The sequence below is a fragment of the Undibacterium sp. RTI2.2 genome, from assembly GCF_035018705.1.
GTDB lineage: Bacteria > Pseudomonadota > Gammaproteobacteria > Burkholderiales > Burkholderiaceae_D > Undibacterium.
This window is the reverse complement of sequence record NZ_JASJXN010000054.1, coordinates 1-22989: the sequence shown is the minus strand read 5'-3', so window position 1 is coordinate 22989 and position 22989 is coordinate 1. Positions and strand designations below refer to the sequence as shown.

The 22989-nt window shown below is 45.9% G+C and carries 19 protein-coding genes; 6 read left to right on the top strand and 13 right to left on the bottom strand.

Going from position 1 to position 22989, the window contains the following annotated elements:
- Positions 1-460 precede the first annotated feature (460 nt).
- The 3 genes from clpS to QN395_RS19310 all read left to right on the top strand — a co-directional run bounded on the left by clpS (position 461) and on the right by QN395_RS19310 (position 3475).
- The gene (gene clpS / locus QN395_RS19320; RefSeq protein ID WP_322118977.1) at positions 461-769 is read left to right on the top strand and encodes an ATP-dependent Clp protease adapter ClpS; all 309 of its coding nucleotides are present in this window, start codon (positions 461-463) and stop codon (positions 767-769) included.
- Positions 766-3066, top strand: coding sequence for an ATP-dependent Clp protease ATP-binding subunit ClpA (gene clpA, locus QN395_RS19315; RefSeq protein WP_322118976.1), 2301 nt, complete (start codon positions 766-768; stop codon positions 3064-3066). Before clpS ends, clpA begins: the two co-directional genes overlap by 4 nt.
- A 130-nt stretch (positions 3067-3196) precedes the next feature.
- On the top strand, positions 3197-3475 hold the full coding sequence (locus tag QN395_RS19310) for a hypothetical protein (RefSeq protein WP_322118975.1): 279 nt from the start codon (positions 3197-3199) through the stop codon (positions 3473-3475).
- Between the two features lie 116 nt (positions 3476-3591).
- Here QN395_RS19310 and QN395_RS19305 read toward each other — a convergent pair whose 3' ends face one another.
- From QN395_RS19305 to QN395_RS19275, 7 genes are all read right to left on the bottom strand, one after another.
- Positions 3592-3834, bottom strand: a complete 243-nt coding sequence (locus QN395_RS19305; protein ID WP_322118974.1) for a GFA family protein — start codon at positions 3832-3834, stop codon at positions 3592-3594.
- A gap of 398 nt (positions 3835-4232) precedes the next feature.
- Positions 4233-4682 carry a dUTP diphosphatase gene (dut, locus tag QN395_RS19300; protein ID WP_322118973.1) on the bottom strand — a complete coding sequence of 150 codons (450 nt, stop codon included), beginning with the start codon at positions 4680-4682 and terminating at the stop codon, positions 4233-4235.
- Positions 4683-4752: 70 nt separating this feature from the next.
- Positions 4753-5961, bottom strand: a complete 1209-nt coding sequence (gene coaBC, locus QN395_RS19295) for a bifunctional phosphopantothenoylcysteine decarboxylase/phosphopantothenate--cysteine ligase CoaBC (RefSeq protein ID WP_322118972.1) — start codon at positions 5959-5961, stop codon at positions 4753-4755.
- Positions 5962-5970: 9 nt separating this feature from the next.
- Positions 5971-6489, bottom strand: coding sequence for a signal peptidase II (lspA, locus tag QN395_RS19290; RefSeq protein ID WP_322118971.1), 519 nt, complete (start codon positions 6487-6489; stop codon positions 5971-5973).
- A 173-nt stretch (positions 6490-6662) separates the two neighbouring features.
- Positions 6663-9527, bottom strand: coding sequence for an isoleucine--tRNA ligase (gene ileS, locus QN395_RS19285; protein ID WP_322118970.1), 2865 nt, complete (start codon positions 9525-9527; stop codon positions 6663-6665).
- 99 nt (positions 9528-9626) lie between these two features.
- On the bottom strand, positions 9627-10604 hold the full coding sequence (locus QN395_RS19280; protein ID WP_322118969.1) for a bifunctional riboflavin kinase/FAD synthetase: 978 nt from the start codon (positions 10602-10604) through the stop codon (positions 9627-9629).
- Between the two features lie 686 nt (positions 10605-11290).
- On the bottom strand, positions 11291-11890 hold the full coding sequence (locus tag QN395_RS19275) for a YceI family protein (protein ID WP_322118968.1): 600 nt from the start codon (positions 11888-11890) through the stop codon (positions 11291-11293).
- A 116-nt stretch (positions 11891-12006) separates the two neighbouring features.
- On the opposite strand from QN395_RS19275, the gene QN395_RS19270 reads away from it, so the two are divergent.
- Positions 12007-12474: a GNAT family N-acetyltransferase gene (locus QN395_RS19270; protein ID WP_322118967.1), complete on the top strand. Its 468-nt coding sequence runs from the start codon at positions 12007-12009 to the stop codon at positions 12472-12474.
- A 104-nt stretch (positions 12475-12578) separates the two neighbouring features.
- On the opposite strand, the gene QN395_RS19265 is transcribed toward QN395_RS19270, so the two are convergent.
- Positions 12579-13727, bottom strand: coding sequence for a class I SAM-dependent methyltransferase (locus QN395_RS19265; protein WP_322118966.1), 1149 nt, complete (start codon positions 13725-13727; stop codon positions 12579-12581).
- 584 nt (positions 13728-14311) lie between these two features.
- On the opposite strand from QN395_RS19265, the gene QN395_RS19260 reads away from it, so the two are divergent.
- The gene (locus QN395_RS19260; RefSeq protein ID WP_322118965.1) at positions 14312-15913 is read left to right on the top strand and encodes an ABC-F family ATPase; all 1602 of its coding nucleotides are present in this window, start codon (positions 14312-14314) and stop codon (positions 15911-15913) included.
- Between the two features lie 87 nt (positions 15914-16000).
- Here the strand turns inward: QN395_RS19260 and QN395_RS19255 are convergent, their stop codons facing one another.
- From QN395_RS19255 to QN395_RS19240, 4 genes are all read right to left on the bottom strand, one after another.
- Positions 16001-16573, bottom strand: a complete 573-nt coding sequence (locus QN395_RS19255; RefSeq protein ID WP_322118964.1) for a hypothetical protein — start codon at positions 16571-16573, stop codon at positions 16001-16003.
- A gap of 565 nt (positions 16574-17138) precedes the next feature.
- Positions 17139-19034, bottom strand: coding sequence for a ferrous iron transporter B (gene feoB, locus QN395_RS19250; RefSeq protein ID WP_322118963.1), 1896 nt, complete (start codon positions 19032-19034; stop codon positions 17139-17141).
- Positions 19034-19327: a FeoA family protein gene (locus QN395_RS19245; protein ID WP_322118962.1), complete on the bottom strand. Its 294-nt coding sequence runs from the start codon at positions 19325-19327 to the stop codon at positions 19034-19036. Before QN395_RS19245 ends, feoB begins: the two co-directional genes overlap by 1 nt.
- A gap of 293 nt (positions 19328-19620) precedes the next feature.
- Complete coding sequence (locus tag QN395_RS19240; protein ID WP_322118961.1) at positions 19621-20667, bottom strand: DNA-binding protein; 1047 nt, start codon at positions 20665-20667, stop codon at positions 19621-19623.
- Positions 20668-20808: 141 nt separating this feature from the next.
- Between QN395_RS19240 and QN395_RS19235 the strand changes: the two genes are divergently transcribed.
- Entirely contained in the window at positions 20809-22005 is a 1197-nt protein-coding gene (locus QN395_RS19235; RefSeq protein WP_322118960.1) for a site-specific integrase, read from the top strand.
- 169 nt (positions 22006-22174) lie between these two features.
- Here QN395_RS19235 and qatD read toward each other — a convergent pair.
- Positions 22175-22989: Qat anti-phage system TatD family nuclease QatD (gene qatD, locus QN395_RS19230; protein ID WP_323492689.1), on the bottom strand; the 815-nt coding region annotated here is incomplete at its 5' end.

Here is a 22989-nt window from a genome sequence, read left to right as displayed (position 1 = left end):
TGGCCGCTCCTTTCTCATCTATTTTGCGCTTCTCGCAATAAAATTACTCTCCGGTGTTTCGTTTTGCAAGAACCTCTTAAGACTGAAAATATTGTTAAGCGGCTTACGTAAGGCAGCCAATGATGTGTGGTTTTTCAATATTTGAACTTACGCAAAACCACCCCAGCCGGGTTGCAGAGCTCGTTTGTGCTAAGTGATGTACTAACGCACTGTCTTTGAAGCTATGTCTTACTGGGACAATGTTGTGTAAATCTTAAATCTATTTGAATTATCACCAGCAGACTTGATGTATTGAATTTGAGCACCATCTGCGGAAAATAAAGAAAAAGCGTAACATCACTAAAATGTGATTGATTTGTTGTTGTGCGATTCAGTCACTAAGTGTGCATTGATCAAACAAACCTCCTTTTATCCGTTTATTTTTCGACTCTCGACTGAATCAACGTACTAGAATAGACGCATGGGAAACAAGCAAGGAAACGGTACGATACTGGAGCGGCAAGCCCAAAAGCTTAAACCTCCATCCATGTACCAAGTGGCGCTGCTCAATGATGACTACACTCCGATGGAGTTTGTAGTGGCCATCATTCAGGAGTATTTTAATAAAGACCGCGAAACCGCGATGCAGATCATGCTTAAGGTACACCGGGACGGCAAAGGCATCTGTGGGGTTTATACCAAGGATGTCGCTTTAACCAAAGTGGAACTGGTGTTGACGCACGCTCGTAAGGCAGGGCACCCCCTGCAATGTGTGATGGAGGAAGTATGATTGCGCAAGAACTGGAAGTTAGCCTGCACATGGCTTTTGTTGAAGCCAGACAGGCTCGTTATGAGTTCATCACGGTCGAGCACTTGTTGCTCGCCTTGCTGGATAATCCTTCCGCTGCCGAGGTAATGCGAGCTTGCGCCGTAAATATTGAAGATTTACGCAAATCTCTCAGTAATTTTATCAGCGACAATACGCCAACTGTGCCCGGCACCAGCGAGGTAGATACGCAACCAACGCTTGGTTTTCAGCGTGTGATTCAGCGTGCGATCATGCATGTGCAATCTGCGTCTAACGGCAAAAAAGAAGTCACTGGCGCGAATGTGCTGGTAGCGATTTTTGGCGAAAAAGATTCACACGCTGTTTATTATTTGCATCAGCAAGGTGTGACACGTCTGGATGTGGTTAATTTCATCTCTCATGGTGTGCGCAAAGATCAGCAGACCGAGCCACAAAAATCATCTGAAGGTGGAGAGGAACCACAGACAGAAGGTCAGCAAAAAGAAAATCCTCTCGACCAATTTACTCAAAATTTGAACAAGGCTGCAGCGGAAGGTCGGATCGATCCATTGATCGGACGGGACAGCGAAGTTGAGCGCGTGATTCAAATTTTATGCCGTCGTCGTAAAAATAATCCCTTGCTGGTTGGTGAGGCCGGTGTAGGAAAAACAGCGATTGCTGAGGGATTGGCATGGCGCATTACGCAAAACGATGTACCTGAGATTTTGCAAAACTCTATCGTCTATTCGCTGGACATGGGTGCTTTGTTAGCCGGTACAAAATACCGTGGTGATTTTGAATTACGCCTGAAAGGTGTGCTCAAGCAGCTTAAAGATAACCCTACCGGTATTTTATTTATTGATGAAATCCATACGATCATCGGAGCAGGCTCTGCTTCTGGCGGCACTCTGGATGCCTCTAATCTATTGAAGCCTGCCTTATCTAATGGTCAGCTTAAATGCATCGGTGCGACGACTTACACTGAGTATCGCGGCGTGTTTGAAAAAGATCATGCTTTGGCACGACGTTTCCAAAAAATTGACGTCAATGAGCCGACGATTGAACAAACGGTGCAAATTTTGCGTGGTCTCAAATCTAAATTTGAAGAGCACCATAACGTTAAATATTCCGCTTCTGCATTGACAACCGCAGCTGAATTGTCAGCACGCTTCATCAACGATCGTCATCTGCCAGATAAGGCAATTGATGTAATTGATGAGGCCGGTGCTGCGCAACGTGTATTGCCAAAATCGAAGCAAAAGAAAACAATAGGTAAAGCCGATATTGAAGACATCATTGCTAAGATCGCTCGTATTCCGCCACAAACGGTCAACCAAGATGACCGCAGTAAGCTGAAAACAATTGATCGTGATCTGAAAAATGTCGTCTTTGGTCAAGAACCAGCAATTGATGCTTTAGCTGCGTCAATCAAGATGGCACGTGCTGGTTTGGGCAATGCAGATAAACCAATCGGCTCCTTTTTATTCTCGGGCCCAACGGGTGTCGGTAAAACGGAAGTTGCAAAGCAGCTGGCATTTACACTCGGTATTGAACTGATTCGCTTTGATATGTCTGAATACATGGAGCGCCATGCCGTCAGCCGCCTAATCGGCGCGCCGCCCGGTTATGTCGGTTTCGACCAAGGTGGCTTGTTGACCGAGGCGATCAATAAGAAGCCGCATGCTGTATTGCTGCTGGATGAGATTGAGAAAGCCCATCCAGACGTATTCAACATCTTGTTGCAAGTTATGGATCATGGCACGCTGACAGACAATAATGGTCGTAAGGCGGATTTCCGTAATGTGATCATTATCATGACAACCAATGCAGGTGCTGAGAGTTTGCAGAAACGTTCTATTGGCTTCAATGACAGTAAAGAAGCAGGCGACGAGATGGCGGATATCAAGCGGATGTTTACGCCTGAGTTCCGTAATCGTCTGGATGCAATCATTAGTTTCCGTGCCTTGGATGAAGAAATTATCTTGCGTGTTGTCGATAAATTCTTAATGCAGTTAGAAGAGCAATTGCATGAGAAAAAAGTCGAAGTTACCTTTACTGAGTCTTTACGTAAATTCCTAGGTAAAAAAGGTTTTGATCCATTGATGGGCGCAAGACCAATGGCGCGCTTGATTCAAGACATGATACGAAAAGCACTGGCTGACGAACTATTATTCGGGAAATTAGTTAGTGGTGGTCGTGTCATCGTTGACCTGGATGACAAAGATCAGATCAAGTTAGAATTTTCTGAAGGCGATGCAACACCACCTGAGGCTCCACAAGAAGTAGTAGAAGTTGAGTAAATTTAAGTTGAGTAAATTTATAAAGTGAGTTTGTACAGTAATTCTGCACGGCTGACTCTTTGGTAAAACATAGTTATTTTTGTACTGAGAATTTTAACGACTCTAAAAATATTTTACCAAGGAGGATGACATGGTTGGTTTTACACTCCCAATATTTGTACTTGACTACACACTGAAGACGATCGATTCGATTCTTTCTCAATCGGGTTTAGAAGGTAAAGAAGTCGAAGTTGATGTATACGAACGAAGCGATGTGAATAAAAAACACATTGCTTCTGGTCAAAGAATCAAAGGGGAGGATGACCTGTTTAAAGTAACCGTCAATACCGATGCAGGTTTGCATACTGATGAATGGAACTACACTATTTTGCGAGAATCGGCAGGACGTAGCCGAAAACTTAAAAAGTAATATGTAGTAAAACAAAAAGCCCGGACTCTAGTTCGGGCTTTTTGTTTTGACTAGTTTATTTTTCTAAATGTGTGTTAGATTGTAATTGGTTTCTGATTCATTTGGCTGAGTTTTATTCAGCTCATTTTTGAGCCGAAAGTTTGCCGAACTGGAATCGTAGCAGGATCAAAATTATCCAGACAATGCACATTGATGCCAAAATGATCCGGCGTAACGCGCTTGCGATGGAATGGATAAATACCGCAAATTTTGCAGAAAAAATGTCTCGCAGACATGCTGTTGTATTGATACTCGCTCAGTTGTTCTTCTCCGGCGAGTAATTCAAATTGATTCTCATGCACCTTAGGGTCTGTTATCACTCAAATCGGGAGTGCGACTGAGTCAAAACAAGCACAGGGCTAGGCGCAAGTTGCGCGGCAGTGTCATCACTGTAAGCCACTTGCAACAACGCCATGTGCTTGTTTTGGCCATTCCCGAAGGGTTCAAACCAAAACGCACGATGGACTGCGTTGCACCTCTTGCTGAGGCACCAGCCTCAGCGGCGATGCGCGCCTTGCCATCCTGTGTTTTGGTTTGAACGCATCTCCCGATTTGAGTGATAACAGACCCTAACCATTAGCGCATTTTTCTTGCGACAAATTGAGCAGTCGCAAATAGTTAGTTCTGGGAAATCGGTTTGAATCTCAAATCGTATCGCGCCGCAATGACAACTCCCTTGATATTTTTTTACAATTTGATCAGTCATGCGAAATGCGTCCTAGTGTTTGCCAGTACTACCAAATCCACCCTCACCACGCTCACTACCACCAAATTCTTCTACTATATTAAAACCGACTTGCAATACAGGGACAATGATCAGCTGTGCCAAACGCTCCATTGGTTGCAAGGTGAATTCGTTTTGACCACGATTCCATGTAGACACCATCAGTTGACCTTGGTAGTCCGAGTCGATCAAGCCAACAAGGTTACCTAATACAATGCCGTTTTTATGTCCCATACCACTGCGTGGCAAGATCATAGCGGCGTAAGTTGGGTCACCTATGTGTATTGCCAGGCCAGTGGGGATTAAAACAGTCTCACCTGGTTTAATCGTAATTGGCGCATCTATGCAAGCCCGCAAATCCAAGCCTGCGCTACCTGGCGTGCCATAGGCTGGCATTTGGTCTTTCATGCGAGTGTCGAGGATTTTCAGATCGATATTTTTCATGCGAATTCTTTGATATACGTACGTGTTGAAATTAGTGAAGAGTTTAGTGCGAATTTTGTGTTGAATTTTATTAGCTTAAACGCTGTGCGATTTCTTGTATCAATTGAACAGAGAGCGTCTGTTTATTTGCTCTTGGTAAAGCTGTATGTCCGTTTGCATCAAATAAAATTAACTCATTTTCGTCTTTGCCAAAAGTATGGTGGCCGATATTGCCAACTAGCAGAGGTACATTTTTCTTTATGCGTTTAGCCGTGCCATATTGCAAAAGATGTTCAGATTCAGCGGCAAATCCAACGCAGTAGGGCGCATTTGGAAGAGCCGTAACGCTAGCAAGGATATCTGGATTTTGCACAAATTCAAGCTGCGGCATGTCGCTATCACTAGTTTTTTTAATTTTTTGTGCACTTGTATTCGCTACGCGCCAGTCAGCTACTGCGGCTACCGCGATAAAAATATCTTGCGGTTTTTTTGCGGTAGATGTTAGTTGCGCAATAACAGCATCATGCATTTGCTGTGCGGTCTGCACCGAGATGCGATGCGTGCCATAAGGTGCATCTAATGCAGTAGGTCCAGAGATTAAAGTGACATTGGCTCCAGCTTCCCACGCCGCTTGAGCAATCGCATAACCCATTTTCCCTGATGATAAATTGGTGATCCCACGCACTGGATCGATAGGTTCAAATGTCGGACCTGCTGTAATCAGTACCTCTTTTCCAACCAGAGATTTAGCCTGAAAAGACGCTATGATTTCTGCCAGTAACTGATCGACCTCTAACATCCGACCCATACCAACTTCACCGCAGGCTTGCTCACCTGCCGCAGGCCCTAAAATTTGGATACCATCTTTTTTAATTTGCGCAACGTTACGTTGGGTAGCCGGATTGAGCCACATTTCTACGTTCATTGCAGGTGCTGCCAGTAGTGGCACATGATGTGGCCGAGCTACGCACAGAGTTGACAGCAGATCATCGCAAGCACCATGCGCTAGTTTGGAGATGAAATTCGTGCTGCAAGGTGCAACTACTATCGCATCGGCATCACGAGTAAGGTCGATATGCGGCATATTGTTGTGGATCCGTGCATCCCACTGATCGGTATAAACAGGATTGCCCGACAGCGCTTGCATGGTCACAGGAGTGATGAATTGCGTCGCACTTTGCGTCATTACGACTTGTACTTGCGCACCTGCTTTGCCTAATGCGCGAGTCAGTTCCGCAATCTTATAACAGGCGACACCACCAGTTAAGCCGAGAACAATTTTTTTGCCAGCAAGCCGCATGATGATTCCTTATTTTTTTACCCGACGCAGCTCGTCCAAAATAAATAAAGCTGCACCAACACAAATAGCACTATCTGCAATATTAAATGCAGCGAAGTGATACGCATCCTTGTAATGGAAGTCCAAAAAATCGATGACATGACCGTACATCAAGCGATCCAGCACGTTACCCAGAGCACCCCCCATAATCAAGGCTAGCGCCCAGCAAAACAAGCGCTGTCCTGCATTTTGCTTGATCAGATAAGTAATGACCAGAGCAGCAACTACGCCGATGGCGGTAAATAAATAACGTTGCCAGCCAGATTCTGATGATAAGAAACTGAACGCCGCGCCCTTGTTATACGCCAACACCAGGTTGAAGAAAGAGGTGACTGGAAGTGATTCGCCCAGAGTAAATAGTTTGGCGATCGTTATTTTGCTAAGTTGATCTAACAAAATAACAATACCGGCCAAGCCTAGCCAAGGCGCCAGTGAGCTCCCTGAAGATTTAGAGACGGTAGAAAACGAATTGCGTTTTTTAGTTGCCATATAGTGAGAATGAATTTGTTTTAATAAGAGAGATTATCGTGTAAATGATTCTTGATGATTCTTGATGACATCGATCATGATTGCATTATTGAGCCGCTGATCTCTCATCTCAACCCTCTCCCACAAATGAGAGAGGGGCTAAAGCTTAAAGCGATAAATTGAGTCAATTTGAATTACGCAAATTGACGTGATTCTCCGGCACCAAACAAATTACTGATACAACGACCGCATAAACCGGGATGTTCTGCATGTGCCCCAACATCAGCGCGATAGTGCCAGCAACGCTCACACTTTTGATAGCTGGATGGCGTAACAATCACAGCTTCTTCCGCTTCCGTCGCCACTTTCTCTATCACCGCTGCTGATGTGATTAATACAAAACGCAAGTCATCGGCAAAGCTTTGCAGTAAGTCAAATTTAGCACCGCTGGCTTTGATGGTCACTTCCGCTTGCAAGGATGCCCCGATGCCGCCAGCTACCCGAACTTCTTCCAATTGCTTAGTAACGTCCGTGCGAATCAAGCGCAACGCAGTGTATTTTTCCATCAGTGCACTGGCATTGTCGATGACTGGTAAAGCGTAATACAGTTGCGTAAAAATCGTTTCATCGCTTTCTGCGTAAGCTTCTTTGCTGGCGAAACTGACCCAGGCTTCTTCCGCTGTAAAAGACAATGTTGGTGCCATCAGGCGCAGCAAACTTTGCGTGATATGCCAGATCGCTGTTTGTGCAGAACGACGTGCTGTCGACGTCGTGCCACTTGTATATAAACGGTCTTTCAGGATATCAAGGTAGAAACCACCAAGATCTTCTGAGCAGAAGGATTGCAATTTGGCGACCACCGGATGGAATTCAAACTGCTCATAATGAGCGAGGATATCGGCTTGCAACGCTGCCATATTGGCGATCGCGTAACGATCAATTTCCAGCATCTCATTGATAGCCACTGCGTCCGTCGCAGGATTGAAATCTGAGGTATTCGCTAACAGGAAGCGCAAAGTATTGCGAATGCGGCGATAAGATTCTGTAACACGTTTCAAGATCTCGTCAGAGATAGACAGCTCGCCGGAGTAATCGGTTGCAGCTACCCACAAGCGCAAGATATCTGCACCCAAGGTGTCCGAGATTTTTTGTGGCGCTACGACGTTACCTTTGGACTTAGACATTTTCTTGCCTTCGCCATCGACCACAAACCCGTGCGTCAGCAAAGCCTTGTAAGGCGCACGACCGTCCAGCATCGATGCAGTCAGTAAAGACGAATGGAACCAGCCTCGATGCTGATCAGAGCCTTCCAGGTACAAGTCGGCAGGGAACTGCGATTGTTCTTTATGTGAACCTCGCAAGACCGTGTAATGTGTGGTGCCTGAATCAAACCAGACATCCAGCGTATCGCGGTTTTTGACGTACATATCGGCATCATCACCAAGCAAATCAGCAACTTCGATTTTTTGCCAGGCTTCGATACCCTCTTTCTCAACACGTTGCGCAATTTGTTCTAGAAATTCCGCGGTGCGTGGATGCAGTTGTCCCGTTTCTTTGTGCAAGAAAAACGCCATCGGTACGCCCCATTGACGCTGACGTGACAGTGTCCAGTCCGGACGATTGGCGATCATGCCATGCAGGCGCGCTTTGCCCCATGCTGGGAAAAATGCGGTCTCGTCGATCGCTTTTAATGCGGTTTGGCGCAGGCTATTGCCACCATCTTTTGGTATATTGTCCATACTCGCAAACCATTGCGATGTTGCACGGTAGATGATCGGCGTTTTATGACGCCAGCAGTGCATGTAGCTGTGATCAAACATTTTCAGCGAGAACAAGGTACCCGCTTCTTTGAGTTTGTCGCAGATCGGTTTGGACGCCTCCCAGATCGTCATCCCCGCGAAGAAGGGCAGTGAAGACGCAAACTTTCCGTCGCCCATTACTGGCGCGATGATGGCATCATCCTTCATGCCGTGTGCTTTGCAGGATTGGAAATCCTCTATACCGTAAGCTGGTGCGGAATGGACCACACCTGTGCCACTATCGAGCGTCACGTATTCACCCATATAGACGGGAGAAAAACGGTCGTAGCCTGCATCCAATTGTGCCATCGGATGTTTAAAATTGATCTCTGAAAGATCAGCGCCGAGGCAGGTCGCGATGACTTTACCTTCCAGACCATAATTGGTGAGCGATGCCTCTACCAGATCGTTTGCCAGAATCAGCAAGGTCGGTTCGCCCTCACGTACGGTCTCGACCAGTGCGTAAGTGATTTCCGGATGCATGTTCAATGCTTGATTGGAGGGGATGGTCCACGGTGTCGTGGTCCAGATCACGCAGTAGCCTTTGTCGACAGGCAGCTTGGCGAGTTTAAACGCCGCAGCGATCTTGTCGTGCTCTGCAAACGGGAAACCGACATCGATTGACGGGTCACGTTTATTTTCGTATTCGACTTCTGCCTCTGCCAAAGCAGAGCCGCAATCAAAACACCAGTTGACCGGCTTCAGGCCACGATACACATAGCCTTTTTCAAGCAACTTGCCGAGTGCACGGATTTCATCGGCCTCATTGCCGAAGTTCATGGTTTTGTAGGGATTGTCCCATTCACCCAAGACCCCCAGGCGGATAAAGTCTACTTTTTGTCGTTCTATCTGCTCGTTTGCATAGGCGCGCGCTTTGGCTTGTACTTCGGCCACCGGCAGATTTTTGCCGTATAGTTTTTCGATCTGGATTTCGATCGGCATGCCATGGCAATCCCAACCCGGCACATACTGCGCATTAAAGCCCGCCATATTGCGTGCTTTGACGATCATGTCTTTCAGAATTTTGTTAACTGCATGGCCGATGTGGATGTCGCCGTTGGCGTACGGCGGGCCGTCATGCAGAATAAATTTTGGACGATTGGCAGAGGCCTTGCGGATGCGTTGATAGATTTTTTTGTCTTGCCATTGCTTCACCCATTGCGGCTCGCGCTTGGCGAGATCGCCGCGCATCGGGAACGGGGTTTCAGTCATATTGACTGGATACTTGCTGGCGACTTTTGCTGACTTTTCGTTAGACATAATTTTCTTTAAGTGAGTTATTTTTTTTGCGTTCTTTGTGAAGACGACTCAATTTAATTCAATTCAAAAATGCTTGAATTAAACAAAGAGAAGTGACCTTCAAATTCGGTCAGTAGCAGATATCGCACCCGTGGCACGATTACGAAAATACGCTCTGGCCTGTTCGGCATCGCGCTCAATCGCTTCGGTCAGGGTTGCCAGATCGATGTATTTTTCTTCATCACGCAGCTTCTGTAAAAACTCTATCTGGACCACTTTGCCATAGGCATTGCCGCTGTAATCAAATACATGTGTCTCTAGCAGCACGCGGCCACTATCATCTACCGTTGGTCTTACGCCCAGGCTAGCGACGGCAGGCAAAGCTTGCACGGATAAACCATGCACTTGTACGATAAAGATGCCTTGCAAAGCAGGACGATGATGCGCGATTTGTAAGTTCAATGTAGGGAAACCGATAGTGCGTCCTAACTTTTGACCATGTACTACATGGCCAGAGATACGATAAGGGCGCCCAAGTAAATGTTCGGATTCGACAAAGTTACCTGCCGCCAGCGCAGCGCGCACAGCCGATGAAGATATACGCTCGCCTTTGTGTTGTACCGCAGGCAGTGTTTCGACCTCAAAGCCAAATCGTTTGCCAGCTGCGATCAGCATGTCGATATCGCCGGCGCGTTTGGCACCGTACCGAAAATCTTCGCCAACCATTAACCATTTCACGTGCAAGCCTTGCACCAGAATTTTTTCAATAAAATCTTGTGGTGACAGCGCAGCAAAATGCGCATTGAAATGCTCCACGATCACACGGTCGATGCCAGCTTCTTGCAGCGACAGCATATTGTCACGCAGATTGGCAATGCGGCTAGGTGCTTTACTGATATCGCCAGACAATTGCGCAAAAAATGCCCGTGGATGTGGTTCAAACGTCATGACCGCAGCTTCAACGTTCAAGCGTGTAGCGGCGGCGCGCAAGTGGGACAGTAAAACCTGATGTCCAAGATGCACGCCATCAAAGTTGCCTATTGCCAGTGCGCAGGGCGCACGCGAGGCAGCGTTGGGAAGTCCGCGAAATACCTTCATATTTTTTGAGTGACTGCTATGAGTAACGACTGAATGCAAAACCTTCGATTATAAATGCATTCTCATTACGTTTTTGCTTTGGATGAGGGAAAGAAAGACTTTCGTTGATGATAATCCTAGAAACGACAGTTGACCGCTTGTCAGTATTAATAAGTATTTGATTAAATTGAATCGTTTCAGTGTTTTTACCGTCACCGTTCTGGTGACAGCACTACGAATCTGATTGCACACTTTTTCGGCTCCCCAGCTGCGTTGCTCCTCGTTGCAACGTGAAGGTTGCGCCTCGTCTCGCCTTGCTGAAAAGCCGAAAAAAATGCACACTCAGACTCGTCCAACTGCCGTTTCTAGGATAATTCGTCTGGGGCCATCGATTTTTGAACAATAAAGACTTCAGTGAAAACTTTTACGCTCTCAACTTTACCAGGCTGGTGATGTTGAAAAAACCATTCTTGTTGTGTTTTTCATCAACAAAATTACAAGCTCAAGCAATATACTCCCCATTATTTTTTGTAAAAATGCTCTATTGCCCAGTAATCATATGGACAACTAAAATATACGGGATACCAGTATATTATTTGTGGGTGTCGAGTAAATAGTCTGATGATCTAGTTTAGATCGGTAAAGGCGATCTTTAAATTCTATTCCTTGGCCAGCAACTGAAGTACTTCTTATTTACAACCCTCTATTTACTCTTTAATTGCCTCAACGCTGAAATACAAAGTCACTTCATCGCTCACAAATGGCACATATCGTCCAACATTAAAATCACTGCGCAGGATTTTGGTGTAACCATTGGCGCCACATGCCGATCGTAAATAGATCACCATAAAGCGGCAATTGAATTGCGTCAGCTCGAACTTAGCAGGCTTAGTGATACCTTTGATGGTTAAATCACCATCGATGCCGGTGAGTTTTCCAGCATCGTCAAATCGTAAGGCGTTTGATTTAAAAGCGATTTTTGGGAATTGCATCGCATCAAAAAAACTAGGTGAGCGTAAGCTGGTGTCGAACAGCGCAGTGCCGGTACTGACCGAGGCAGTGTCGATCTCAAATTGAACCGAGCCAGTTTTATTGGCAGTATCTAGCTCAATCGTGCCGGTATTCTTGTCGAACCGCCCACGTTGCAAAGACAAGCCCCAGTGATTGTATTCAAATACGGAGAAAGTATGCTCAGGATCGATTTGATAGCGATCAATGGCGTGGGCATTTGGAATAACAAGCCATAACAGCAGAAATATTATCGAGACGTAACGGCCAGATAGATGACGCAAAAGCAAAAGCGGCATAATGAACTCCTTAGATTTCCCGAATAATCACACTTTTATTCTACTGAGATGTGTTCTGGCCGTGTTAAATTTTCACGGGTCATTTATGACTACGAAACTCATTTTGAAATGGATTTATGCCGAACAATGTAGTTATAAGAGCAGCGTGCCTGGCTGACCGCCCTAGGGTGCATGAGATTGCCAGCGTTGCTATGCGTGAATTTGGTCTGGAGCCAGATTTTGATCATTTAGACCGAGACTTAGGGCAATTGGGCGTACTTAGCCAAACGACTATTACACAATTGGTTGCGGAGTTAGATGGAGAAATCGTCGGTTCATTAATACTCTCTCGCAAAAGTGAACGTGTCCTTAAACTCTCTGCCTTTTATGTGGATTCTGCTACCAGAGGGAAGGGCATTGGCAAAATTTTGCTTCAAAACGCAGTCGTGATCGCTAAGCAAACAAGCTATACCAGCATTTATTTAGAGACATGGACAACGATGTTTGCGGCTGTTCATCTCTATAAATCAATGGGGTGGCAGATCGAGGGAAAACTTGACCCAAGCACCGGGGCTGAATGGTCTTATGTGCTTGAATTAAATTGAATCAGATTGAATTAGATTGAGCTTGAATTACGCTGAAGCTTAATTTAGTTAAGAAGTTTTCATCGGATTTTGAGCTTTTGAACATAGCGCTTACCTCACGTCGCTTACTTCACCCTCAAGCGCCACAAAGAAGTCACTTCTTTTGATCTGGCGCCATGCAAAGGATCCTCGCTATCGGTCGCTTTGCCATGCCGTGGTTTGATATCCATTTTTCCAACGACTTCTAAACCGCCCGCATCCATCCACGACCATAATTCTGCCGATGTGCGCAAGCCCAGATGTTCTGCCAGATCGGACAGAATAAGCCAGGCCTCGCCTTTGGCTTCTAAATGATCCGCAACGCCGGATAAAAATCCACGCAACATGCGGCTATCTGGGTCGTAGACTGCATATTCAATCGGCGAGTTGGGGCGGGCAGGAACCCACGGTGGGTTGCAGACTATCAGCGGCGCGCGGCCTGCCGGAAATAAATCTGCCTTAATGATCTCAACTTGCTGGTCGCTCCCTAATCGCTGAATATTCTCACGAGCGCAGCTTAATGCACGCTCATCCTGATCGGTGGCGATAATGCGCTTGATGCCGCGTTGTGCGAGCAAAGCAGCAATGACGCCGGTGCCGGTACCAATATCAAACGCCAGTTCGGTTGATGGCAATGGCGCTTTGGCGATCAGATCCAAATATTCGCCACGAACAGGTGAGAACACGCCGTAATGTGGGTGAATGCGGTTGTTCAGCACCTCGATTTCTACGCCGTTTTTACGCCACTCATGCGCGCCTGTCAGTCCTAATAATTCTCTAAGCGACGCGATGAAAGGCGTGCTGTTTGCATCAACGACACCATAAGCCTCAGCGCAGGCTTGGCGCAGATCAGGGGCACGGCGGAGGGGAATGCTGTAGTCGGCATTAAACGGCAATAACAGCATTGCCAACACACGGGCACGCTGTGATTGGGCCTGACGGTGCAAATGGAAAGCCTCTGTCATCGTTGCCGGAGCTTTCTCAGCTTTGCGTGATTTAGCTGGCTTTTTATCGATCCGTCTGGCCAATGCTTGTAGTAGCTGGCGTGCATTTTGAAAGTCGCCACGCCATAACAAGGCAGTGCCTTCACAAGCAAGACGGTACGCGGTGTCGGCAGTCATGCGGTCATCAGCGATTTGCACACGTTTAGGCGCTGGTGATCCACTTTCAGAATGCCAACGAGCGGTATGCACTTGGTCGTTTTCGGTCCAGCTAATGACAGGGAGATCGCTCATGGTTTATTCAGTTGCACTAAGTAGCGCCAGGTTGCAGTTTAAGTTGAAGCGCCAGAGTTTAACAAAGATTGCCAGACGATTTAGGAAAGATACTTAACCTATATTGCATTTAAGTAATCTATTGGTTGGCTTGAACGAAATTAACTTCACCTATTCCAGATCAATAAAAATCAAACCTCAAACTTCAAACTTTGGTAGCTTGATATTTTATACTCCCTATCTGTATATTTAAAAGTCTACGTAAATAATGGCTACTAGAGTATATTTTAATGAAATTGGTGGGAGTATATTAGATATTGCTATGGGGGGGGACGAAGCGACTTCCATTGCTGAATTAACGACTTAGGCAAATTCTTGCCAGTTTTCGGACGAATCCTGGCAAGTTATCACAAACGTCCCTATCTATTAGGCGAGCTGATGTAAAATCTTGCCTAACCTAAGATATAAAAATTTTTAAAAAAATAGTACGTGATTCGTTATTTTATTGACGAGTGTTGACTCAAGCTAGCACTTCTAATGCTTGAAATTAGTCTAAGATTGTCGCGCAAGTTATTGATTATTAAGAGAAGAGTAAAAATACACACATGCTTTCTACCGCAAATATTACGATGCAGTTTGGCCCTAAGCCGCTGTTTGAAAACATTACTGTCAAGTTTGGCGACGGTAACCGCTATGGCTTAATTGGTGCCAATGGCTGTGGCAAATCCACCTTTATGAAAATTCTTGGTGGCGACTTAGAGCAGTCCAGCGGCACCGTGATGCTAGATCAGAACGAACGTCTCGGTAAATTGCGGCAAGATCAATTTGCTTTTGAAGATATGCGGGTGTTGGACGTTGTCATGATGGGGCACACAGAGATGTGGGCAGCGATGGCTGAACGCGATGCGATCTATGCTAACCCAGAGGCAACTGACGACGACTACATGAAAGCCGCCGATCTGGAAGCAAAATTCGCCGAATATGATGGTTACACAGCGGAACCAAGAGCAGGTGAGTTGTTGTTGGGTGCGGGTATTCCGACTGATCAGCATCAGGGTTTGATGAGTGGAATCGCGCCAGGTTGGAAACTGCGGGTGTTATTGGCACAAGCATTGTTTTCTAATCCTGATATTTTGCTGCTGGATGAGCCAACGAATAACTTGGACATCAATACTATTCGCTGGTTAGAAGATACGCTGAATGATCGTAACTCGACCATGATCATTATTTCACATGATCGACATTTCTTGAATCAAGTTTGTACCCATATGGCAGATATGGATTATGGAACTTTGAAGGTATATCCAGGCAATTATGATGAGTATATGTTTGCGTCCTCGCAAGCACGTGCCCAGCAGATGTCGAACAATGCGAAGGCGAAAGAGAAGGTCGCAGAATTACAAGATTTTGTACGCCGTTTCTCAGCGAACAAATCAAAAGCGCGCCAGGCAACTTCGCGGGCAAAACAGATCGACAAGATTAAAATTGAAGACTTTAAGCCATCAAGTCGCCAGAATCCTTTTGTCCGGTTTGACGGCGAAAAGAAATTGCATCGGTTGGCAGTGGAAGTTCAGGGCTTGTCTAAGTCCTATGACAAAACCTTGTTTAGCAAGCTTGATTTGATGGTAGAAGCAGGCGAACGCATTGCGATTATTGGCGCTAATGGTATCGGTAAGACGACTTTATTGCGTTGCATCGGTGGCGAAGAAATTTGCAAACTGAGTGCAGATCGAGGTTTGGTGAAATGGGCGGAAAATGCCAATGTCGGCTACATGCCACAAGATCCGACAGAGGAATTTTCTGAGGATAAAAATCTGACGGATTGGATAAGTCGCTGGACCCAAGAAGGCGATGATGATCAGGCAGTGAGATCAATATTAGGGCGTTTGCTGTTTGGCGGCGACGACGTTAAAAAATCAGTCAAAGTATTGTCCGGTGGTGAAAAAGGCCGCATGATGTACGGCAAGTTAATGCTTGGCCGTCATAACGTCTTATTGATGGATGAGCCGACTAATCATATGGATATGGAGTCGATCGAATCTTTAAATATCGCGCTCGAAAAATATGCCGGCACACTGATTTTTGTATCGCATGACCGTGAGTTTGTGTCCTCGCTGGCAAACCGAATTTTAGAAATCAAAGAAAGTGAAATCATCGATTTCCGTGGTACATATGAAGAATATTTGAGCAGTCAAGGTATTGAGTAAGCTTAGTTTATTCGACAGTTTGACCAAACAAAAAGCCAGGAGATTCCTGGCTTTTTGTCTGCTTGATTCATATTTTTTTAGTCAAAATCACTCATCGTCAGGAACGATTTTTTCTAATTTGGGATCGCCAGCATAAAGCAGGTGGTCCAGACGATCTCGCAGACTGCGAGCCATTTCTTTTCCTTTTGATTTTAATACTGCCTCAATATAAGGATTCCGTAGTTCGCGGAACTCTTCTAAAGTCGCAGAACGTTCTACCTTGAGCTGCAAAGTAAAACCTCGTAAGCCTAGCGTTATTTTGATGGTTTCATTAAAGAAATTCTTTAGTGCCTGAATACGAGTCGCATCGTCCATTAGATCGGTAGAAGGTAAATCGCTATCACCTGACTCAGTCATGCTGTCTGAGATATCTAAATCAACCGTAGTTAAGCTTGCGGTATGCTCTGCAAACAAAGGCGGCGTAATAAAACCTTGATCCACTAGATCCTGAATGCTTTGAGCATTTAATCCTAGACCTGCAACTTTTTTAAGCAAATCATCGACCGTTTGCTTACCGTCGACCATCACAAGCAAGGTTCTCATCCGCGATGGCAGCTGGTATTTGCGAGTGGCAATCTCTTCGCGACCTTTGTCGCTTTTGTCGTAAATAGTCACGCTCATATGCGTAGGAAGGCCTTAGTTTGTCTCGGGAACATGTGTTTATTTTATTGTAGTCTAAACGAGCGATGCGCAATTACTACTCTGTATTTGCCACAGAGAATACACCAATTAATTTTTACTGGCCACTTTATAAAGTGATTAAATTAATATCAAAACTGGAACTAGAATTTTAGACGGATAGTTTAATAGTATCGACGCAAAATGGTCCCGGCAAGACGTAGCCCCGAAGGCAGTACTTTTAGTACGACTAGATGCCGCAGGACAGCTAAGGCCGTTTTGTGCAAGTCCGATTTAATGCTTAAGGGATGCTTAAATTTGGCGAATAAATTTCACTGGCTTTTCATCAGCAGTGTTCTTATCGGATGAGGAGGAATTGGAGCATGTGCCGCATGATGAGCATCCGTTACCACAGCCACTTGCAGGCGCACCCAAATACTTTGCGAGGGAAGGTGAGTATTGAAAGATCCAAAGTACGAGTTTTTGTTTGGCGGAGGCTGGCATCCACTTTAAAAGCAAATACACAGTAGCCATACTCAAAAGTAATAGCGTGATCAAAGTTTGCACATTACGCTCCCATCAATAGTTTAGCGACGTTGTAAGTGACAAATGAGGCAAAGTAAGCCAGACCAAATAGATAAGCCGCCATTAGTAAAGGATAGCGCCAAGTATTAGTTTCACGCTTTACAACGCTGAGTGTTGCAATACATTGAGGGGCAAATACATACCAGGCTAACAACGATAGGGCAGTTGGTACACTCCAAGAATGCGCGATCAAGGGCTGAAGACTATTCGATAAGTCATCGCCAGATTGTGATAACGCGTAGACCGTTCCTAGTGCGGCAACAGCGACTTCACGGGCTGCTAATCCTGGAACAAGAGCGATGCAAATTTGCCAGTTAAATCCGATTGGTGCGAATATGACTTCAAGCATGCGCCCCAGTATGCCGGCAATGCTGTAATAAATAGGCGGCTGAGTTGCATTTTCTGGAGCACCAGGAAAACTGCTCAAAAACCATAGCAGAATCATCAATGCCAAGATAATCGTCCCAACCCGGGTGACAAAAATCTTAATGCGCTCCCAAAGGCCAATCATTAAATTTCTGGAGTTAGGTAAGCGATAATCCGGTAGTTCCAACATCAAAGGCTGCTGCTCCGATGAGCCCCATTTTTTCTTGAGTACAAAAGCCACTAACATTGCAGACACGATGCCGGCCAAATACAATAAAAATAGAACTAAGCCTTGCAAATTAAGCCAGCCACCGAGCATTTTGGCAGGAATAAACGCTGCAATAATAAGGGTATAAACCGGTAACCGTGCGGAACAAGTCATGAGCGGTGCGATCATGATTGTTACCAAACGGTCACGCGGGTTTTGTATTGTGCGTGTCGCCATAATGCCCGGAATTGCACAAGCAAAACTAGATAACAGGGGGATGAAAGCTCGCCCAGACAAACCGACTTTACCCATGACTCTGTCCAATAAGAACGCTGCACGAGGCAAATAGCCAGAGTCTTCCATTACAAGAATAAAGAAAAACAGAATCACAATTTGCGGTAGGAATACCAATACACTCCCAGCACCGCCAATAACACCTTTGACTAATAAACCTTGTAACATGCCAACTTGCATATGCGACTCAACAAAGGCGCCTGTCGCGTCCACACTGGATTTAATTAAGTCCATTGGCAATTGTGCCCACGCAAATACGGCCTGAAAAACCAAAAACATCAAGATTGCGAAAATCACTGGTCCAATTAATGGATGCAAGACAAAGCTATCTAACTTAAAACTAAAGTGATGATCTTTGCTGACGTCGTAAGAAACGCAGCGCGCCAGTATGGCATTGGCTTCTGTTTGTATTGATTCGGGTGTTAAAGCAGTAATCGATTTTGTAGGTGAAGTGACCTCAGATTGCTTGAGCGTGCCAGCAAGGATTTCCAACTTGCCAAGCAATAAATCAATGCCGTCAGGGGTAACTGCAACAGTTTCAACAACTGGAATACCCAAGCTGGTTTGCAGTAAAGCTATGTCAATATGGATATCGCGTTTTCTCGCAACGTCCATCATATTGACCGCCAAAATCATCGGAATGCCAAGATTTTTTAGTTCGAGAGCGACACGTAGTCCGCGCTTTAAATTTGTCGCATCAACAACGCATACGACAGCATCGGGAATAGCCTCATCGGCGCGCTGACCAGTAATCACATCTTGCGTGATTTTTTCATCTGGGGTGATGGCATGCAGACTGTATGTGCCGGGCAAATCTAACACGTGCCATGTGCGTCCAGTTGGCGAGCGAAATTTACCTTCTTTACGCTCAATCGTTACGCCAGCATAATTAGCAACTTTTTGCCGTGCGCCAGTTAAACGATTGAATAATGCCGTTTTCCCACAATTAGGGTTACCAACTAATGCGATGCGTGGTGCAAGCAACTCGACAACAAATTCAGCATGACTCATTAAGCAATTCCAGCCTTCGCAACACCAATTAATGCGGCTTCAAAACGGCGCAAGGCAAAAGTAGATTGCCCGATACGAACAGCTAAGGGTTCACCACCAAAATAACCCCTGTGTAAAATCTTTACTGATTCGCCCTTGACAAAGCCCAATTCCTTCAAGCGACGAACCACATCAAAACTAGATTTTGCGCTGACAATGATATTTTCAGAAACTTCAGTCACTAAAGCAGAATCGCCAACCTGAAGCTTATCCAAGGTTGTGGAGTTAGACGGTGTAGCCAACAAACTGCTCATGATTAATCCTGCGTGTAGAGAAAACTAAATGATAATGAGAATATATATCAATATGAATCAGCATTCAAGCTATACCACCTTCGGATATTAATTCTTAATTTAACATAATATAAATTATGCGAAATAAATCATATCAGTTTTAAACAAAACGAGATCGTAAGGTATCGCAGCACTCGGAACTAAAGATCCCAATTTTTCGGTACTAAAGATTCCAAATCATATAGTCTGCATTTTATTGGGATTTTTAGTACTGCAGACTTTTTTTGAATAGGTATTCTGTTATTAAACTGCGCCTAACTAGCTAGGTCAGATTTTCTATTTTTTCGAGTTTGTTTAGTAGCGGCTGTTTTTTCACTGTTACGTATTTCAGCTAATTGCTTCAGCCGACTTTCGGATTCCGATTTCACAAAAATCAAGGATGCCTGGAGTTCCTCCATTCTTATTCGCAAGGTCTCTAGTTCCTTGTGACTAGAATCACGACTTTGAGTGATAGCTTCAAGATTTCCTTGCAGGCTTCCAATCTGTTGCCGATATTCGCCGATAATTAACTGTAGGCTACGCAATTCGTGCTGGTATCGGTCATTTAACTCTGACGTAGACAATCTTGATTGTTCGATTTCTTTTTGCAACTTGGTCGACTGGACTCGTTCTCGGTCAATTTCCAGTAAGGCACGTGTTTCTGATGACCGGAATCGCTCTTCAGCTAGTTGCAATGCATGACGCTGTTTTTCTAATTCTTGGGTAAAGTCTTGTGTTAGCTCTTTGAGTCGCGCTTGCTGTGCACTTGCGTCAGCCTTAAATTCGAGAATTTGCAACTCTAAGCCGGCTTTTATAGAGTTTGTAGTTGTCAATTGTTGTTGCAGGTTGAGATTAAGTTCCAGCGCACGGCTTAACTCTTCAGATAAATGTTGCTTACCTAACTCAGCAATTTCCAAGGCTTTACCTACGGCTTCTTGGGATACTTTTGCAACCAAAACTGCCTCGTCGGATACTGCTCGGTAGGAAGCCAGTGAGCTTTGCGCTTCCTCTTGAGCGTTACTCCATATAGTAGCTACCAAGTCTGCTGTTGCTGTTTTTAAGGACTCTGGAAGATCTGGATGCTCAATTCGCACTCTACTTTTATCTCTTAAATTACTCCAAAACTTTGAAAGCGCATCGGCTGGCGCCGACATACTACCCCTACGAACCAACTGATACAGCTTATTAGCCGTGGGTGTAATGCTGTAACGAAAGAATAATAAAGCACAGACTTCGCGATATAAATCCTGCGTCTCAGTGAACTGTGTGCGCAGCTGATCAATTTCAGCGATGAGTTTCTTTTCACTGACAAAATCATCCATCGTGCCTCCCAAAAACAAAAAATATAATAAGTAATATAACGTATTACGTAGTATTTCGTGAATTTATTCTATAAAATATGACATTAGCTTTATAATGTCGATTAAAACTAGGCATCCACTCATCCGCACGTCGCTACCACAATGAACGATCAAAATGCCATCTTGCCGCCATCTAACGGACCCGCGCCACTGGAAAATGTGACGCTATCCACCGATTTGGACGGCAGCCACGGGGCCAACCGAGCATCCGGCAACCGCCCTCAAATCGCCGCCACCAACGACATCGATGCGATCAAGGCTTGGCTGACGCGCTTCCACGACACCAAGACGACCTTCGACAATTACCGCAAGGAAGCCGAGCGTCTGCTGCTATGGTCGACTATCCAATTGGGCAAAGCCCTGTCGTCGCTGACGCACGAAGACTTATTGATGTATCAAGTTTTTCTTGAAAACCCGCAGCCGGCAATTCGCTGGGTCATGCGCGACGGCCGAAAGTTCGCGCGCGCCCATCCCGAATGGCGACCATTCGCGGGACCGCTCTCCCCCGCCAGCCGGCGCCAGGCATTTATCATTCTTAATACTTTATTCTCGTGGCTGGTTAATGCTGGCTACTTGGCCGGCAACCCACTGTCGCTCTCGCGGCAAAAAAACAGAAAGAGCAAGCCTCGTGTTACACGGTTTCTCGAAGACAGATTGTGGGGTGAGGTGAAACTGACCATTGAACAAATGCCCAGGGGTACGGACCGGCACCGTGAGCACTATTTCCGTTTGCGCTGGCTGTTCTCGTTGATGTATCTCTGTGGCTTGCGTATCAGCGAGATCGTTGAGAGTTCGATGGGCAGCTTTTTACGCCGCCGAGACAAGGATGGTGAAGATCAGTGGTGGCTAGAGATCCTTGGCAAAGGCGACGTGCTTCGAATTGTGCCGGCGACCAGCGAATTGATGGTCGAGCTCGCGCGCTACCGTCGCGAAAAGGGGCTGAGTGCTGCACCAATCCCGGGGGAAGAAATCCCCCTACTACTTCCGATTGGCGACCAGCGGCGCCATCTCACGCGCGGCGGCTTGCATGCGATTATCAAGAAAGTGTTCGAACAAACCGCGGCGCGGCTACGCATGAAGGGTGAGGACTTTCAAGCAGATGCTGATCGGATCACAGCGGCCTCGGCGCATTGGTTACGCCATACCGCAGCGACCGATATGTCCAACGGCGATGTTGATCTATTATTCGTTCGAGATAATTTAGGGCATTCGTCGATAAGTACCACTGACATTTATTTGCATGCTCTCGACGATGAACGCCATGCAGCCACGGAGAAAAATCATAAGGTCAACTGGTGAAATTGGCGACATTAATCTACGGAACTGTTTTTTCCATCCAGGCACTTCAGCACGATGCTGCAAGCCGCTAATTTGAATCGAACTACTTATAAACTCCGTCAAGAGTGCGACCTCCCTTCGGTATCAAGAGCACAACACCTGTTGCAATGGTTTTTTTGAGAGCGGTAATTTACCTTAAAACCTGTTCAATTAGCCGCCTTCCATTTGCGCGCAGCATGTCGGCAACTTGCTCAATAGGCAATTTCCAAAGCGACGATAATACGCAGGCAATATTCCCTGCATCCCAGGGCATCAAAGAGGCTCCTGCAATTTTGCCAAACGGGCCATCACTTTCCGGCACGACGCGGTCACGCGGCATCAACGACGCCAAATTCCTTCCGTTGGCTGAAGCTAACATAGCAGGGCCTACGCTAAACCAACAACCTCCTGCCGACGCGCGCCGGAGCGCGGATGCTGAACCAGTAAACCAATGCAGAACGGCCAGCCCGAATGCGGGATGGCGCTCAAGGTAATCTAGAACTTCCGTTTCCGCAGCTCTTGAGTGGATACTAATGACACGGCCGCCAAGATTTGCGCAGCGCGAAATAACTGCGCTGAAAATCCGATGCTGCAATGCATAGGATTCCTTATATCGCGCGGAACCATCTAACCCAACCTCGCCAACCGCTACAACGGGCTCCAGTTGCTCCAACAACGTATCAAGCTCTGAAGCCTTACGTTCTGCGACTTCTGGATGTAACCCGGGCGAAACGATGAGTCGCTCGCAGGGAGGCAAAATATTTTTTGTGGCAGCGTAGGCTCTCGGGCTTGTAGTTACCAGCCACGTGAATTCGTTTTTTATCAGCGTTTCGGCATAGATTTTCCTGGCATCAGGATATAGGTCCAAATGGCAATGAAAATCCATCATTGTTGGCGCGCACTCAATATTGACCAGCTGCGCGCATTGAATATTGACCAGGCGCTTAGTTGCTGAGCATACAAGTT

What these genes read in the sequence shown, in the direction of transcription:
- clpS (WP_322118977.1), top strand. Translation starts at nt 461, where the DNA reads ATGGGAAACAAGCAAGGAAACGGTACGATACTGGAGCGGCAAGCCCAA.
- clpA (WP_322118976.1), top strand. Translation starts at nt 766, where the DNA reads ATGATTGCGCAAGAACTGGAAGTTAGCCTGCACATGGCTTTTGTTGAA.
- QN395_RS19310 (WP_322118975.1), top strand. Translation starts at nt 3,197, where the DNA reads ATGGTTGGTTTTACACTCCCAATATTTGTACTTGACTACACACTGAAG.
- dut (WP_322118973.1), bottom strand. Translation starts at nt 4,682, where the DNA reads ATGAAAAATATCGATCTGAAAATCCTCGACACTCGCATGAAAGACCAA.
- coaBC (WP_322118972.1), bottom strand. Translation starts at nt 5,961, where the DNA reads ATGCGGCTTGCTGGCAAAAAAATTGTTCTCGGCTTAACTGGTGGTGTC.
- lspA (WP_322118971.1), bottom strand. Translation starts at nt 6,489, where the DNA reads ATGGCAACTAAAAAACGCAATTCGTTTTCTACCGTCTCTAAATCTTCA.
- ileS (WP_322118970.1), bottom strand. Translation starts at nt 9,527, where the DNA reads ATGTCTAACGAAAAGTCAGCAAAAGTCGCCAGCAAGTATCCAGTCAAT.
- QN395_RS19280 (WP_322118969.1), bottom strand. Translation starts at nt 10,604, where the DNA reads ATGAAGGTATTTCGCGGACTTCCCAACGCTGCCTCGCGTGCGCCCTGC.
- QN395_RS19275 (WP_322118968.1), bottom strand. Translation starts at nt 11,890, where the DNA reads ATGCCGCTTTTGCTTTTGCGTCATCTATCTGGCCGTTACGTCTCGATA.
- QN395_RS19270 (WP_322118967.1), top strand. Translation starts at nt 12,007, where the DNA reads ATGCCGAACAATGTAGTTATAAGAGCAGCGTGCCTGGCTGACCGCCCT.
- QN395_RS19265 (WP_322118966.1), bottom strand. Translation starts at nt 13,727, where the DNA reads ATGAGCGATCTCCCTGTCATTAGCTGGACCGAAAACGACCAAGTGCAT.
- QN395_RS19260 (WP_322118965.1), top strand. Translation starts at nt 14,312, where the DNA reads ATGCTTTCTACCGCAAATATTACGATGCAGTTTGGCCCTAAGCCGCTG.
- QN395_RS19255 (WP_322118964.1), bottom strand. Translation starts at nt 16,573, where the DNA reads ATGAGCGTGACTATTTACGACAAAAGCGACAAAGGTCGCGAAGAGATT.
- feoB (WP_322118963.1), bottom strand. Translation starts at nt 19,034, where the DNA reads ATGAGTCATGCTGAATTTGTTGTCGAGTTGCTTGCACCACGCATCGCA.
- QN395_RS19245 (WP_322118962.1), bottom strand. Translation starts at nt 19,327, where the DNA reads ATGAGCAGTTTGTTGGCTACACCGTCTAACTCCACAACCTTGGATAAG.
- QN395_RS19240 (WP_322118961.1), bottom strand. Translation starts at nt 20,667, where the DNA reads ATGGATGATTTTGTCAGTGAAAAGAAACTCATCGCTGAAATTGATCAG.
- QN395_RS19235 (WP_322118960.1), top strand. Translation starts at nt 20,809, where the DNA reads ATGAACGATCAAAATGCCATCTTGCCGCCATCTAACGGACCCGCGCCA.